This is a genomic window from Marinobacter sp., from assembly GCF_052091845.1.
Lineage (GTDB): Bacteria > Pseudomonadota > Gammaproteobacteria > Pseudomonadales > Oleiphilaceae > Marinobacter.
The window spans coordinates 1-14,211 of sequence record NZ_JBQDCO010000026.1 but is presented as its reverse complement, the minus strand read 5'-3'; the positions used below and the strand labels follow the sequence as shown (position 1 = coordinate 14,211).

14 protein-coding genes are annotated in these 14,211 nt (G+C 53.3%); 6 read left to right on the top strand and 8 right to left on the bottom strand.

All coding sequences use genetic code 11. From position 1 onward, the window contains the following. The first annotated feature begins 15 nt into the window (after window positions 1–15). From ACTHYN_RS09915 to ACTHYN_RS09900, 4 genes are all read left to right on the top strand, one after another. Window positions 16–987 carry a DUF368 domain-containing protein gene (locus ACTHYN_RS09915; protein WP_441812287.1) on the top strand — a complete coding sequence of 324 codons (972 nt, stop codon included), beginning with the start codon at window positions 16–18 and terminating at the stop codon, window positions 985–987. A 317-nt stretch (window positions 988–1,304) separates the two neighbouring features. Then, window positions 1,305–2,090, top strand: a complete 786-nt coding sequence (locus ACTHYN_RS09910; RefSeq protein ID WP_441812320.1) for a peptidoglycan DD-metalloendopeptidase family protein — start codon at window positions 1,305–1,307, stop codon at window positions 2,088–2,090. Window positions 2,091–2,245: 155 nt separating this feature from the next. Beyond that, window positions 2,246–3,238: an RNA polymerase sigma factor RpoS gene (gene rpoS / locus ACTHYN_RS09905; RefSeq protein ID WP_441812286.1), complete on the top strand. Its 993-nt coding sequence runs from the start codon at window positions 2,246–2,248 to the stop codon at window positions 3,236–3,238. A 206-nt stretch (window positions 3,239–3,444) separates the two neighbouring features. Beyond that, window positions 3,445–4,020, top strand: coding sequence for a chalcone isomerase family protein (locus ACTHYN_RS09900; protein WP_441812285.1), 576 nt, complete (start codon window positions 3,445–3,447; stop codon window positions 4,018–4,020). 62 nt (window positions 4,021–4,082) lie between these two features. Here ACTHYN_RS09900 and nth read toward each other — a convergent pair whose 3' ends face one another. From nth to metG, 8 genes are read right to left on the bottom strand one after another with little or no spacing between them, the layout of a single operon-like run. Next, on the bottom strand, window positions 4,083–4,721 hold the full coding sequence (nth, locus tag ACTHYN_RS09895) for an endonuclease III (protein ID WP_441812284.1): 639 nt from the start codon (window positions 4,719–4,721) through the stop codon (window positions 4,083–4,085). A 28-nt stretch (window positions 4,722–4,749) separates the two neighbouring features. Next, window positions 4,750–5,463, bottom strand: a complete 714-nt coding sequence (locus tag ACTHYN_RS09890) for an electron transport complex subunit E (RefSeq protein WP_441812283.1) — start codon at window positions 5,461–5,463, stop codon at window positions 4,750–4,752. 2 nt (window positions 5,464–5,465) lie between these two features. Next, a complete protein-coding gene (gene rsxG / locus ACTHYN_RS09885) occupies window positions 5,466–6,167 on the bottom strand; it encodes an electron transport complex subunit RsxG (protein WP_441812282.1) in 702 nt (233 codons plus the stop codon). 3 nt (window positions 6,168–6,170) lie between these two features. Next, window positions 6,171–7,223 (bottom strand): electron transport complex subunit RsxD, encoded by a 1,053-nt coding sequence (gene rsxD, locus ACTHYN_RS09880; protein ID WP_441812281.1) that lies wholly within the window; start codon window positions 7,221–7,223, stop codon window positions 6,171–6,173. Window positions 7,224–7,246: 23 nt separating this feature from the next. After that, complete coding sequence (gene rsxC / locus ACTHYN_RS09875; protein WP_441812319.1) at window positions 7,247–9,070, bottom strand: electron transport complex subunit RsxC; 1,824 nt, start codon at window positions 9,068–9,070, stop codon at window positions 7,247–7,249. Then, window positions 9,070–9,648 (bottom strand): electron transport complex subunit RsxB, encoded by a 579-nt coding sequence (gene rsxB / locus ACTHYN_RS09870; RefSeq protein WP_441812280.1) that lies wholly within the window; start codon window positions 9,646–9,648, stop codon window positions 9,070–9,072. The genes rsxC and rsxB overlap by 1 nt, the downstream gene beginning before the upstream one ends. Before the next feature lie 15 nt (window positions 9,649–9,663). Continuing rightward, on the bottom strand, window positions 9,664–10,245 hold the full coding sequence (gene rsxA, locus ACTHYN_RS09865) for an electron transport complex subunit RsxA (RefSeq protein WP_441812279.1): 582 nt from the start codon (window positions 10,243–10,245) through the stop codon (window positions 9,664–9,666). 25 nt (window positions 10,246–10,270) lie between these two features. Continuing rightward, complete coding sequence (metG, locus tag ACTHYN_RS09860; RefSeq protein ID WP_441812278.1) at window positions 10,271–12,304, bottom strand: methionine--tRNA ligase; 2,034 nt, start codon at window positions 12,302–12,304, stop codon at window positions 10,271–10,273. A gap of 138 nt (window positions 12,305–12,442) precedes the next feature. Between metG and apbC the strand changes: the two genes are divergently transcribed. Together apbC and dcd are read left to right on the top strand one after the other, a co-directional pair. Then, on the top strand, window positions 12,443–13,543 hold the full coding sequence (apbC, locus tag ACTHYN_RS09855; RefSeq protein WP_441812277.1) for an iron-sulfur cluster carrier protein ApbC: 1,101 nt from the start codon (window positions 12,443–12,445) through the stop codon (window positions 13,541–13,543). A 267-nt stretch (window positions 13,544–13,810) separates the two neighbouring features. Next, window positions 13,811–14,211: dCTP deaminase (dcd, locus tag ACTHYN_RS09850; RefSeq protein WP_441812276.1), on the top strand; the 401-nt coding region annotated here is incomplete at its 3' end.

Here is a 14,211-nt window from a genome sequence, read left to right as displayed (position 1 = left end):
CAGCAGAATACTCTCATGCAAGGTTACGAGCAGGCACAGCATCCTGTCTTTGTGTTTTTAAAAGGGATGGCGATGGGGGCTGCAGATATTGTTCCCGGTGTCTCCGGCGGCACCATCGCGTTTATAACGGGAATCTATTTCCGGCTTCTGGAGGCCATTAGTGCTGTCCCGGGCGCTATATTCCGGGAGCTGTTTCGGGGCAGGTTTGGCACGTTCTGGCAAGCCTGCGATGGTTCTTTTCTCAGCACACTGCTGGTGGGGATCATTGCCAGTATCGTGACATTGGCGTCTGCTATCAGCTTTTTGCTGGCTGAACACCCAATCCCCGTCTGGAGCTTTTTCTTCGGTCTGATTGTGGCGTCGGTCTGGCATGTAGGGCGCCAGGCAAAACATTATCGCGCCACACTGATTGTTCCCCTTGTTACAGGCATTGCAATCGCCTGGTGGATCACAACCTTGTCAGTCGGTCAGCTTGATCCTTCTGCACTGTCATTTTTTGCTGCCGGCGCCTTGGCAATCTGTGCCATGATCCTGCCAGGTATTTCCGGGAGCTTTATCCTGGTGATTATCGGCATGTATGTGCCTGTATTGGCTGCCATAAAATCCTTTGAAATCAATTTCTTGCTGCTGTTTATGGCCGGTTGTTTCGTAGGCCTTTTGTCGGTTGCAAGGGTGATCACCTGGGCATTCCATAAGCATCACGACCCTGTACTTGCTTTGCTGACCGGCTTTATGATCGGCGCGCTGAATAAAGTCTGGCCATGGAAAGAGACGCTTAGTTGGCGAATCAACAGTTCTGGGGAACAGGTGCCCCTGAGTGAGGCCAGTATTAGTCCGAGTGTGTTTTCAGATATTACAGGACAGAATCCACAGATTGCTATGTCCATAATGATGGTTATCGTTGGCATTACTCTGGTTTTACTGATTGAGTGGTTTGGCAGGCGCCACCCGCAAAAAAGATCGCCAATACCAGATAAAATACCATAAGCTGATGTTACCTTTCCAGGCATGCTCGTGTTTCCGCTCGTAACAATGGGCATAATGGGTAACAGCTTTGCTGGCGGGTAACTTGGATTTGTTCTTGAAATATGCAATAAATTAGCGAGTTACTTTTGAAACTTCAGAATTTTCTTTGACCAGATTCAGAGCCTATACTGATTTCTCTTAACCAGGCCAGTGTTATTTCTGTGAGTCTATTATGTGGGTTAACTCAAGCCGCGCTGCCGGCCTCCCCGCAGCTCCTCTTCGGTGCCCGTTTTTCGTTGTGGCTATCGAAAACGAATAGAGTCTGGTTTTTTCTTTTCCTGGTTTTGTTTCTTTCCAGTGGCCTGAGTGGTTGCAACACTCAGGCGATCCATCGGGATGATATATACAACCCGCCGGTGTATTGGGGCCGCCATGTGGTGCGCCAGGGCGAGACGCTGTATGGCATTGCGTGGAGCTATGGGCGAGATTACCGGGAGTTGGGTAGCGCCAATGGCATTGGCCCACCCTGGACCATCAAGGCAGGCCAGGTGTTGCGACTGGATGTTCGTGGCACGGTAAAATCCGGTGGTAGCCGTGCAACGGCAAAGGCATCCAGGCCATCGGCAAACACTTCCACCAGAAAACCACAAGCCAGGCCGCCTGTGCAAACCGCGGCTAATTCCCGAAAACCTGCTGTCACCCGTAAGCCGGATACCTCTGCGCCGCTGGCTTCCAGGTCGCAGACAGTGGCTAACATCCCGTGGCGCTGGCCACACTCTGGCACTGTAATTGCACGTTACTCAGCATCCGGAAAAGTCAACAAAGGTATTGATATTGCCGGAAAATCCGGAGATGCTGTAAGAGCCGCTGCCGATGGAAGTGTGGTTTATGCCGGCAATGGTCTGCTTGGTTATGGCAACCTGATTATAGTGAATCATAACGAGCAGTACTTGAGCGCGTATGCTCACAACCGTAAGATTCGTGTTAGTGAAGGAGAAAATGTAAAGGCTGGACAAGTTATCGCAGAACTCGGCAGCAGTGGTTCGGAACGACCCAAACTACATTTTGAAATCCGGAAAAATGGTAACCCGGTTGATCCAACCCATTATTTGCCGTCGCGATAATGATAAGCGTAGCGTTTCAAATAAGAAAAAATGGTGGCTGAATCGCACAGGCAGGCCATTGAAGAAGTCCTGAATAGAATATGAATAGTCAATGCCCGCAATAAAAAGAAGTATCGGGCAAAAATCCAGGATTGTTGAAAGGCGGGGCAAGAGATATGTCAGCAGAACAAGAAGGAATCATTGTTGATCGTCTAACAGATGTTGATGAATCCGAGGATCAGTTACTCGCAGAAGAAAAAGTCGATAAAGTCGCACCAGAGGCAACTGAAGTCGATGGAGGTATGCCTACCAAAGGGCGTTATTACAGCAGCTCCAAGCAGCTGGACGCCACCCAGCTTTATCTCAATGAAATTGGTTTTTCGCCACTCTTAACGCCAGAAGAAGAGGTGTACTTTGCACGGCTGGCGCGCAAAGGAGAGGAGTCAGGCCGTAAGCGAATGATTGAGAGCAACCTGCGGCTGGTTGTGAAAATCGCACGACGCTATGTAAACCGTGGGCTTACGCTATTGGATCTGATTGAAGAGGGCAATCTTGGTCTGATCCGGGCAGTCGAAAAATTTGATCCTGAGCGTGGTTTCCGCTTCTCCACCTATGCCACCTGGTGGATTCGCCAGACCATAGAGCGGGCGATCATGAACCAGACTCGCACTATTCGGTTGCCTATTCATGTCGTGAAAGAATTGAACCTCTATTTGCGAGCGGCCCGGGAACTGACGCAGAAGCTTGATCATGAGCCCACTGCAGAAGAAATTGCCCGGATGGTTGATAAACCGATCAACGACGTAAAGCGAATGCTCGGGCTTAACGAGCGTGTGGCGTCAATGGACACGCCTATCGGTGCTGGCGGTGAAAAGTCCTTGCTGGATACGGTGGCGGACGAAGGCGCATCTGACCCTGCTGATGTGTTGCAGGACAATAATATGAGTGCCTGCCTTGGAAAGTGGATAGATCAACTCAGTGACAAGCAGCAGGAAGTGCTCTCCCGGCGGTTTGGACTCAGAGGGTATCCTGTGAGCACCCTGGAGGAGGTTGGACAGGAAATTGGCCTTACCCGGGAGCGGGTTCGTCAGATTCAGGTGGAGGCGCTCAGGCGTCTGCGTGAGATTCTGGAAAAGGAGGGCCTGACTGGTAACCTGCTGTTCAAGTAGCTTTTCTGACGCAGCACCTAAAACGCCGGCCATGTTTCATGGCTGGCGTTTTGTGTTTTACTCGCCTTGAGAAAGTATCCCTGCAAATGAGAACCAGGTTACGTCTAGCGTCTTTCGGTCATTGCTAGAATAGCGACACCGGGGCCATGGATTTGTGCCTGGGTGACGAACGAACTCACATAATAACGATTGAAAAGGAAAGGACCATGAAGAAGGCATTTTTGTTGGGCTTTGCATCCCTGATGCTGGCCGCCACATTCTCAGCTCCTGCTATGGCGTTAACCGTTGGAGGTGTCGACATTCCGGACACCTATACTGCAAATAGCACCGAGCTCCAGCTAAACGGTGCCGGTACCCGCTCCAAGTTCTTCATCGATTTGTATATTGGTAGCCTTTACGTACCCCAGGCGCGGCAGGATGGAAATGCTGTGGTTGAGGCTGACGAGCCCCAGGCTATCACCCTGCATATTACGTCTGGCATGATCACCAGTGACCGTATGACCGAGGCAACCCTGGAAGGCTTCGAAGCGTCTACCGGGGGTGATATGGCATCCATTCAGGCGGAAGTTGACGAGTTTATGGCCGTGTTTAAAGAGGAAATTAAAGAGGGCGATGTATTTGATCTGGTTTACGTACCGGGTGAGGGCGTGAAGGTTCGTAAGAATAACGAAGACAAAGGCTCCGTAGGTGGTTTAGAGTTCAAAAAAGCCTTGTTTGGTATTTGGCTCTCCGATGAGCCGGCGCAGAGCAGCCTGAAAAAAGACATGTTAGGCCGGAGCTGATAAACGCGTTTGTGCAAACCCACCAAACAAGCCGGCTTGTTTGGTGGGTTTGCGTCAAGGCCTTACTGATAGTCATTTTTCTGCTTAAACTCGCACAGGTCTTCAATAGTGCATGCACCGCATCTGGGCTTGCGGGCTATGCAGGTGTAACGTCCATGCAGAATAAGCCAGTGATGCGCGTCTAACAAAAACTCTTTAGGCACCAACCGCATCAGTCGATCTTCTACTTCTAACACATTTTTGCCCGGCGCTATGCCAGTACGGTTTGATACCCGAAAAATATGCGTGTCGACGGCCATGGCCACCTGGCCAAATGCCGTGTTCAGAACCACGTTTGCAGTTTTGCGGCCGACTCCGGGCAGGGCTTCCAGATCTTTTCTATTGTCCGGCACGGCGCTGTTGTGCTTTTCAATCAGCATGCGGCAGGTTTTGATGACATTCTCTGCCTTGCTGTTGAATAATCCAATGGTCTTGATGTAGCCCTTCAGGCCATCCACTCCGAGCGCCAGTATGGCTTCTGGCGTGTTGGCGACGGGGTAGAGCTTGTCTGTAGCTTTGTTGACCCCAACATCTGTTGCCTGCGCTGAGAGAATTACTGCAACCAGCAACTCAAAAGGATTACTGTATTTCAACTCTGTTGTCGGGTTAGGGTTGGCTTCCCGCAGTCGGGTGAAAATTTCAACACGTTTGGCTTTATTCATTGTGTTTTGTAGCGACTCTGTTTGCGAATTATGAGACGTTTCCGGTAACACGCACGCGCTTGCTACCAGGTGTTGCGGCTGGTTGGGCTGCTTGCTGACGCGCTTTCAGATGGTTGTCGATACTGTTCTTGAGAGCAATCAGCAAGCCAAGGCCGACAAAAGCGCCTGGCGGTAAAACCATAAATAGCATGTCTGGATAGTTGGCAAACGGCTCAAGCTTCCAATTCACAGCCGTTGGGCCCAGTAAAAGGTGCATGTCTGCTAAAAGTGTGCCTTGGCCAATTAGCTCGCGCATCCCCCCGAGAATAACGAGAACCACAAAAAAACCGATGCCCATCATAGTGCCATCCAGCAGGGCCGGGCCCGGTGCGTTGCGAGAAGCAAACGCATCGGCACGGCCAAGAATGGCGCAGTTGGTGACGATCAGAGGGATAAAAATGCCGAGTATCTGGTACAACTCGTAGGTATACGCCTGCATAAGCAGTTCAGCGCAGGTGACAAATGAAGCAATAATCATCACGAACGCGGGCAGGCGTACGGATTCGCTGACAAAGTTGCGGATCAGAGAGACCGCCAGGTTAGAGCCCATCAATACCAGCAGGGTTGCCAGCCCCAGGCCGATGGCGTTGACCACGGTACTGGTCACTGCCAGGAGAGGGCATAGCCCCAGAACCTGAACCAGCGCCGGGTTATTGTCCCATAGCCCGTCACGGATGATGTCACCGGAAGTCTTGGTAGCCATGATCAGGGTGTCTCCACATTCAGTGATTCGTCTGTCAGATCTCCGGGCGTAACGGCAGGGCCAGATTCCTGCGGCGTTTTGCGTAGCTGATCCTGAATAATATGTTGGTTTTTCCGGAAGTAAAGCAGTGACCTCTTCACTGCTTTCACCACCGCCCGGGGGGTGATGGTGGCACCGGTAAACTGATCAAATACACCGCCGTTCTTTTTTACGTTCCATTGTTGTGGCGCAGGCTTCCCGAGCGAAAGCCCCTTAAAATTATTAACCCAGTTGGATTTCCGGGTTTCAATTCGGTCACCCAGCCCTGGAGTTTCCTTGTGGCTAATAACACGAACGCCCAGTATGGTGCCTTCAAGATCAATGCCCACAAGCAGCTTTATAGCGCCAGAATAACCATCTGGTGCCATGGCGGGCATGATCATACCGACAGGTTGTCCGTCTTTGCGTGCTACCCAGGCCGTCACCGGCCCGTCTGTTGCTAGCAGATCACTGGCGGGCAGGGCCAGCGTATCCTTGAGTAAATCATTGTTGTGGTCGCTTTCAGGGATAATTTCAAAAAGCGCCCTGGCTTCCGCTCTGGCGGCCTGCTCTGTGATTCGTTCCTCCGTCAGGGCTTGGGTCACAGCAATCGTGCCACCGGTAATCACCGCAAACATACCAAGCCCTATGGTGCTGCGACGGATGGATTGAGTCATCGTTGCCATGATTCAGCTCCTGCCCCGGCCGGGTAACCCGCGGCGGGCTTTGTGGTGACCATAGGTTCTTGGCGGCGTGTAGTGATCGATAAACGGTGCTGCAAAGTTCATGAGCAAAACGCTGAATGCGACGGCATCGGGGTAGTTGCCCCAGCTTCGGATCAGATACAAAAGAACGCCAATGCCCGCACCATAAATCAGCTTGCCCTGGTGGCTGGTTGCGGCCGACACCGGGTCTGTCGCGATGAAGAACGCGCCAAGCATGGTACCTCCGGCCAGAAGGTGCAGTGTCAGTGGAGTGTATTGATCTGCGTTGCTGCCGAAAGCCAGGCTCATGATCATCAGTGCGCCCAAAACGGCTGCCGGAATATGCCAGGTGATAATTCGCAGGCCAATCAATAGCAGCCCTCCTGCCAGGAAGGCAGCGTTTACCCACTCCCATCCTTTGGCAACGCCGTTGCCGAATGTGGGATGAACCAATACCTCAGCGGCGGTGTGGGTGGCAATCTTGTGTTTGTATTCATCCAGCGGTGTGGCCATGGTCCAGCCATCAATCACTGTTTGCTGGCCTGAAACGATAGCCGCCAGAGTGTCGCCAAAGCCGGGAGCACCGTTCCAGAGTACCGTGGGTTCCGCCCAGTTGGTGGTCATGGCCACCGGGAATGAAATCAGCACCAACGCATAGCCCACCATAGCAGGATTGAACGGGTTGGAGCCCAGCCCGCCATACAACTGCTTGGCAATCACGATGGCCGAAACGACCGCGACTGCTGATACCCAATAAGGCGCGAACTGTGGCAGTGACAGCCCCAGTAAAAGCCCGGTAACCGCCGCAGTATTGTCTTTAAGGAAGAAGGTAACGGGCTTGCTGCGCAGCTTGAGGACGGCCGCTTCCGAAGCCAGGGCAATAGCGATGCACCAGACAACGTTGATCAGGTTGCCCCAGCCAAAGAACAGTGTTTGAGCCAATAAACCGGGCAGTGCCGCGAGTATGACCCAAAGCATTACTTTGGATGTGGGGCGTGCTTTATGGGCATGGGGTGAAGACTGTTGAACAAACGCCATGAAAGTTGGGGGCCTGATTCGGGTTATTCGGTCGACTGGGATTCAGTCGCAAGCGTTTTACGAGCATCTGCCAGGGCTTTTTCTGCCCGTTTCACGCGGTCATGATTCTTTGTAACCGCGCGTTCGAGTTTTTCCACGTTATCTGCTTGCTGGGCTTTCGCCTCTTCTAGCATGGTTTGCATGGATTCAAGCTTGGCGTGCGTTTGCGCCAGTTGTTTTTCCAGGGCATCAATGTCTGGTTTCTCCTGAGCCGGCTTGGCCGATGCAGGCGACTGAGCTTTTATAGCGTTTGCGCTGGCCTTTTTGCGGGCTAAAGCCTGCTCCACCAGTGCAGATCTTGCTGCGCGCTCATTTAGCGCCTCGGCATTGCTGGAGGTGCTCTCAGCTTCCGCTTTCTTTTTCGCCTGGGCTTCGGCGGCAGCATTGGCTCGCTCTTTGCGACGCAACTCTTTTTCTTGCTGTTCGCGATCGAGCCGTTCCTGGCGCGCTTCAAAGCGCTCTCTGGCACGGTCTGCCTTGAGTTGTTCAGCGTGCTGAACGCGAATTTCACCCTTGGCGTATCGGTAATACTGCACCAGTGGAATTGAGCTGGGGCACACATAGGAGCAGGCACCGCATTCAATACAGTCAAACAGGTTCAGGTGCTCTGCTTTTTCAAATTCTGTTGCTTTGGCGTGCCAGAACAATTGTTGCGGTAGCAGTTCCATCGGGCAAACTTCCGCACAATGGCCACAACGAATACAGGCCTGCTCCGGAGGCGGTGCAGGTAATTCGTCAGCGGTTGCAGCGATGATACAGTTGCTGGTCTTGATAACCGGAACCGCTGTGGTGGACAGCGTATAGCCCATCATGGGGCCGCCAAGAACCAGGCGGCTGGCCAGGGCCGGCTGCAAACCCGCCTGGTCGAGTAGATAGCTCACTGGCGTTCCAAGCAGAACCTCAAAATTACCGGGCTTTGTTACGGCGTCTCCGGTCACAGTGACCGTGCGGCTGATCAGTGGCGTGCCCTTAAACAAGGCTTTTCCAACGGCCAGGGCAGTACCAACGTTCTGACACATAACACCTGTATCAGCCGGAATGCCATCACTGGGTACTTCCATGCCAGTGAGAATTTCGATCAGCTGCTTTTCACCCCCTGAAGGGTATTTGGTGGGAATGACAGCGATTTCAATTTTAGTACCCTGAATGGCTTCTCGCAGAGCGGTGGCGGCTTCAGGTTTATTGTCTTCAATACCAATCACACAGCGCTCCGGGCGCAGAATCCAGGCCATAACCCTGAGGCCGGCAACCACGTCTGCGGCCCGCTCGCGCATGGTCATATCGTCGGCAGTAATGTAGGGCTCGCACTCTGCGCCGTTAAGGATCAGGGTGTCGACCTTGCGGTCCTGCGGCGGCTTCAGTTTGACGTTAGTGGGGAAGCCGGCACCACCCATGCCGGAGATACCGGCCGATCTGATGATACCCAAAACCTGATCCCGGCCGAGTTTCCGGTAATCGCTGACCGGCTGGCGCTCACACCACTCATCCTTGCCGTCAGGCGTTAACACGATACATGTGTCTGTCATGCCAGAGGGATGTGGCACAGGATAGTCGCCGACATGTTCAATCACGCCGGATGTCGGCGCATGCAGGGGAACACCCATACCATGGCTTGTATCGGCTATTTTTTGCCCTTTCAGTACGCGGTCACCAATCCTGGCCGTGGGTTCGGCTGGCTCACCAATATGTTGTTGCAGCGGTAAAATCAATTGCCCGGGAATGCCGGCATGCTGAATGGGCCTGCGGGTAGAAATCTGCTTGTGCTCGGCGGGGTGAATGCCACCACTGAAATCCCAAAGCCTGGTCATCACGCATTACCCCTCTGGCGGTCGGTGGTGATAATTCCCGGCTCAGGCTGCGACCAGGTCCAGCCCCGGATATCACGCTCAATGGTAATCATGTCGATACAGTCCACAGGGCAGGGCTCCACGCACAAATCGCAGCCTGTGCATTCACTTTCGATAACCGTGTGCATGTGTTTGGCTGCGCCCAAAATAGCATCCACCGGGCAGGCCTGAATGCATTTGGTGCAGCCGATGCATTCATCCTCGCGAATAACCGCAACGCGTGTGGCCTGTTCCACGCCATGCTCGGCATCCAGTGGCTGGGGCTCGACATCAAGCAGGTCTGCCAGAGATTTGATGGTGGCTTCGCCGCCAGGAGGGCACTTGTTAATCGGGCCGCCGTTCGCTATCGATTCGGCATAGGGGCGGCAGCCTGGGTACCCGCACTGGCCGCACTGGGTCTGTGGAAGCAGTGCGTCAATTTGTTCCACCAGTGGGTTGCCTTCAACCCGGAATCGTTCGGAAGCAAAACCCAGCAAGGCACCAAACACCAAGGCGAGGCCGAGCAAAGCCAGAACAGCAATAATAATGCCTGTCCACATAACAGCGCGCCTCCGTTAAACGCTCACCAGGCCGGTAAAGCCCAGAAACGCCAATGACATCAAGCCCGCGGTCACCATGCCGATAGCTGCACCCTGAAAAGCAGGGGGTACATCGGCCACGGCAATGCGTTCGCGCATAGCGGCAAACAGTACCAGTACCAGTGAAAAGCCGGCAGCGGCGCCAAAACCGTAAAGCACTGATTCAATGAAGTTGTTGTTTTTGTTCAGATTGAGCAACGCCACGCCAAGCACCGCGCAGTTGGTGGTAATCAATGGCAGAAAGATACCCAGCACTCTGTAAAGCAAAGGGCTGGTTTTACGTACCACCATTTCGGTGAACTGAACCACCACTGCGATCACCAAAATGAAGGTAATGGTTTTCAGGAAGACCAAATCCAGCGGGGCCAACAGATAGGTGTAAGCGAGGTAGCTACATACCGATGACAGGGTAAGTACAAAGGTGGTGGCCAAGGACATGCCCATGGCTGTTTCCAGCTTGCCAGAGACCCCCATAAAGGGGCACAAGCCCAGAAACTGAACCAGCACAAAGTTGTTCACCAAAATGGTGCTGACCAATATCAGTAAATATTCTGTCATCGGAATGCTCTGTCTCGACGTCTGTTTACATCACTCGCATGCCGGGCACTGAGCCTGAATCTGGCGATAGCAGGAAGATATCCTTACCCCCCGGGCCTGCCGCCAGAACCATGCCTTCAGACATACCAAATTTCATCTTACGGGGTTTGAGGTTGGCTACCATTACCGTAAGACGTCCTTCAAGATCCTCAGGGTTGTAGGCAGACTTGATACCAGCAAACACATTGCGTTCGCCATGTCCCACATCAAGGGTAAGGCGAAGAAGTTTGTCAGCCCCCTCAACATGCTCGGCTTTAACGATCTCCACGACACGAAGATCCACTTTTGCGAAGTCATCAAATTCTATTTCATCGGCAATGGTTTCACTTTTTTCGGGCTTGGCCGGTCCACCTGCGTCTGCCGACGCCTCTTTCTTCGAGTCGTCCAGCAGTTTTTCTATCTGGGTCATTTCTACTCGTTTCATCAACGGCTTGAACTTGCTGATATTATGGTTTTCCAGCCGCTCGCTGCGGTTGTTCCAGTCAAGCCCTGCATTCAAGAAAGCTTCGGCAGCCTTTGCGGTTTCGGGCAGTACCGGAGCAAGGTACGTCATTAACAGATGGAACATGTTAAGGGCATTGGTGCAGATAGCTTGCAGGTTGTCGTCCTGGCCCTCCTGCTTGGCAATCACCCAGGGCTGTTCATCGTTCACATACTGGTTGGCGATGTCGGCCAGCTCCATAATGCGACGCATGGCACGGCCAAATTCACGGGCTTCATAGAGCTCTTCCAGCTCTTTACCGGCGTCGATGAATTCGCTCAGCTTGTCGTGCTCGGTTACTTTCCCAAGCTTCCCCTCGAAACGCTTGGTAATGAACCCGGCGCTGCGGCTGGCAATGTTGACCACTTTACCGACCAGGTCCGAGTTCACTCTGGCGGCGAAGTCCTCCAGGTTAAGATCCATGTCGTCCACGCCACTGGTCAGTTTAGCGGCGAAGTAGTAGCGGAGGTATTCCGGATTCAGGTGGTCCAAATACGTGCGGGCCATAATAAACGTACCCCGGGACTTGGACATCTTCTTGCCGTTAACTGTGACAAAACCATGGGCCCAGACCGCGGTTGGCGTGCGAAAGCCAGCGTCATGAAGCATTGCTGGCCAGAACAGAGCATGGAAGTTGATGATGTCCTTGCCAATGAAGTGATAAACCTCAGCGGAGGAATCTGTTTTCCAGAAATGCTCAAAATCGATGTTTTCCCGGTTACACAGGTTTTTGAAACTCGCCAGGTAGCCAATAGGTGCATCCAGCCAGACATAGAAAAACTTGCCGGGAGCATCGGGGATCTCAAAACCGAAATAGGGCGCATCACGGCTGATGTCCCATTCCTGAAGCCCTGCGTCCAGCCACTCAGCCAGTTTGTTGGCCACCTGTGGCTGCAGAGCGCCACTGCGTGTCCATATGTTCAGAAAGTCAGCAAACTCTGGCAGTTTGAAGAAGTAATGCTGAGACTCTTTTTCTATCGGAGTGGCACCGGACACGGCAGAGCGCGGATTAATCAGTTCAGCCGGGGTGTAAGTAGCCCCGCAGGCCTCGCAGTTATCACCATACTGGTCGTCTTTTTTACACTTGGGGCAGGTGCCTTTGATGAAGCGATCGGCGAGAAACATTTCTTTCTCGGGATCGAAGAACTGGGTGATATTGCGTGTCGCAATTTTATCGTTCTGCTGTAACTGTCGGTAAATGTACTCGGAAAAATACTGGTTTTCTTCAGAGTGAGTAGTGTAGTAGTTGTCAAAGCGGATATGGAAACCGCCGAAATCCTCTTGGTGTTCCTTGCAAATCCGATCGATCAGTTGTTCCGGAGTAATGCCCTCGCGCTCTGCACGGAGCATAATTGCGGTTCCGTGGGCATCGTCTGCGCAAACGTAGTAGCAGTTATGGCCCCGCATATTCTGATAACGCACCCAGATGTCTGTCTGAATGTATTCCAGCATGTGGCCCAGATGAATGGGGCCGTTGGCGTAGGGCAGGGCGCTGGTAACAAGAATATCGCGCTGTTGCTTGGAGCTCGTTTGCGTCATGGAGTGTCCGAACCTTTGATCAGTAAAGGGTTGTATGGTCAGAAACGGTCCCAAATGATACCTTTTGAACAGAATTTTTTCACCCGAAACACCTGTTTCATGCTGAAAAGACAGCGTGAGCCAAGTCCGGAGAGCGAGATGACACAGATTTCAGAGCAGGCCCTGCAGACGGCGGTGCGTGAATACCGAGACCCGTACCTGGGAAAAGATCTTTACGACCTGGGCGCCGTGAAGTCTCTGGCTGCTGATGAGGCCGGGAAGGTCACCCTGATGGTTGAACTGCCATACCCTTCAAAAGGCATTGCCGGAGGCTTAAGGCAGCTGGTTACCAATGCACTGGAAAACGTTGCTGGAGTTGAAACGGCCGATGTTCATGTGGCCCAAAAGATTCACTCCTACAAAGTCCAGAAAGACCTGCCGTCTGTTCCCGGCATTAAAAACATTATCGCCGTTGCCTCCGGCAAAGGCGGGGTTGGCAAATCCACCACCGCCGTCAACCTGGCCCTGGCACTACAGGCCGAAGGCGCCCGCGTAGGCGTTCTGGATGCCGATATCTACGGGCCCAGCATCGGCATGATGCTGGGCGTGCCCGAAGGCAAACGCCCGGGCACACGGGAAGAAAAATACTTTCTGCCCATGGAGGCTCACGGTCTTCAAACCATGTCCATGGCTTTCGTAACCACCGACAAAACCCCCATGGTATGGCGCGGCCCCATGGTGAGTGGCGCGGTAATGCAGCTCCTGCAGCAAACCCTGTGGAACGAACTCGATTACCTCGTGATCGACATGCCACCAGGTACCGGCGATATCCAGCTGACCCTGGCCCAGAAAGTGCCGGTAACAGGCGCAGTGATTGTTACCACCCCCCAGGATATCGCCTTGCTTGACGGCAAGCGCGGCATTGAAATGTTTCGTAAAGTCGACATTCCCGTACTCGGCGTTGTGGAAAACATGAGCGTGCACATCTGCAGCAACTGCGGCCACGAAGAGCATCTGTTCGGCGAAGGCGGCGGCGGGCGCATTGCCGACGAATACGAGACCACCCTGTTGGGCCAACTGCCGCTGCACATGACCATCCGCGAACAGACCGATGGCGGTCAACCAACGGTTGTGACAGAGCCCGATTCTGAAGTAGCCCGCCGATACTGCGACATCGCCCGCCGGGTGGGTGCAGAGCTTTCAACACGGGAGCGCAATCTCAGCGGTTCTATCTCAAGCATGTCTGTAAAGTCCCACTAGGTATTCATGGGGTTCCCGCAGCGGATTGCACCTAAGTTCGTTCGCGGCCATAGGTTCAACCGTCCAAAAATGTCGAAGGCCAAGGACGGCCGAAGACAAGCGCACATGGATGTACTCGTAGCGGTTTTTGGACGGTTGAACCTGTGGGCGCAGCCCCGAATGTCAGCGGCTAATGTCGTTGCAGGCAGGCAATTAACAGCTTCGACAGAACCCAGGCGAACAGGTAAACTACGCCCCAATTTCCCCAGTGGCTACGAGACTTCACCCATGAGTATCAAATCCGACAAGTGGATTCGCCGCATGTCCGAGCAGCACGGCATGATCGAACCCTTCGAAAGCGGACAGGTCCGAGAAAGCGAAAAAGGCCGCGTAATTTCCTACGGCACATCCAGCTACGGCTACGACGTACGTTGCAGCAACGAATTCAAAATCTTCACCAACGTACATTCGGCCACCGTCGATCCCAAAAACTTCGACGAAAACAGCTTTGTAGATTACACCGGCGATGTCTGCATTATCCCGCCAAACTCCTTTGCCCTTGCACGCACCGTGGAATACTTTCGGATACCTCGCAGCGTACTTACCATTTGCCTGGGTAAATCCACCTACGCACGCTGTGGCATCATCGTAAACGTCACCCCGCTGGAACCCGAGTGGGAAGGGCACGT

Excerpts from the sequence above, each read along its gene's own strand:
- ACTHYN_RS09890 (WP_441812283.1), bottom strand. The coding sequence starts at position 5,463 with ATGGCTACCAAGACTTCCGGTGACATCATCCGTGACGGGCTATGGGAC.
- rsxC (WP_441812319.1), bottom strand. The coding sequence starts at position 9,070 with ATGACCAGGCTTTGGGATTTCAGTGGTGGCATTCACCCCGCCGAGCAC.
- rpoS (WP_441812286.1), top strand. The coding sequence starts at position 2,246 with ATGTCAGCAGAACAAGAAGGAATCATTGTTGATCGTCTAACAGATGTT.
- ACTHYN_RS09915 (WP_441812287.1), top strand. The coding sequence starts at position 16 with ATGCAAGGTTACGAGCAGGCACAGCATCCTGTCTTTGTGTTTTTAAAA.
- rsxG (WP_441812282.1), bottom strand. The coding sequence starts at position 6,167 with ATGGCAACGATGACTCAATCCATCCGTCGCAGCACCATAGGGCTTGGT.
- metG (WP_441812278.1), bottom strand. The coding sequence starts at position 12,304 with ATGACGCAAACGAGCTCCAAGCAACAGCGCGATATTCTTGTTACCAGC.
- rsxD (WP_441812281.1), bottom strand. The coding sequence starts at position 7,223 with ATGGCGTTTGTTCAACAGTCTTCACCCCATGCCCATAAAGCACGCCCC.
- rsxA (WP_441812279.1), bottom strand. The coding sequence starts at position 10,245 with ATGACAGAATATTTACTGATATTGGTCAGCACCATTTTGGTGAACAAC.
- nth (WP_441812284.1), bottom strand. The coding sequence starts at position 4,721 with ATGAATAAAGCCAAACGTGTTGAAATTTTCACCCGACTGCGGGAAGCC.
- apbC (WP_441812277.1), top strand. The coding sequence starts at position 12,443 with ATGACACAGATTTCAGAGCAGGCCCTGCAGACGGCGGTGCGTGAATAC.
- rsxB (WP_441812280.1), bottom strand. The coding sequence starts at position 9,648 with ATGTGGACAGGCATTATTATTGCTGTTCTGGCTTTGCTCGGCCTCGCC.
- ACTHYN_RS09900 (WP_441812285.1), top strand. The coding sequence starts at position 3,445 with ATGAAGAAGGCATTTTTGTTGGGCTTTGCATCCCTGATGCTGGCCGCC.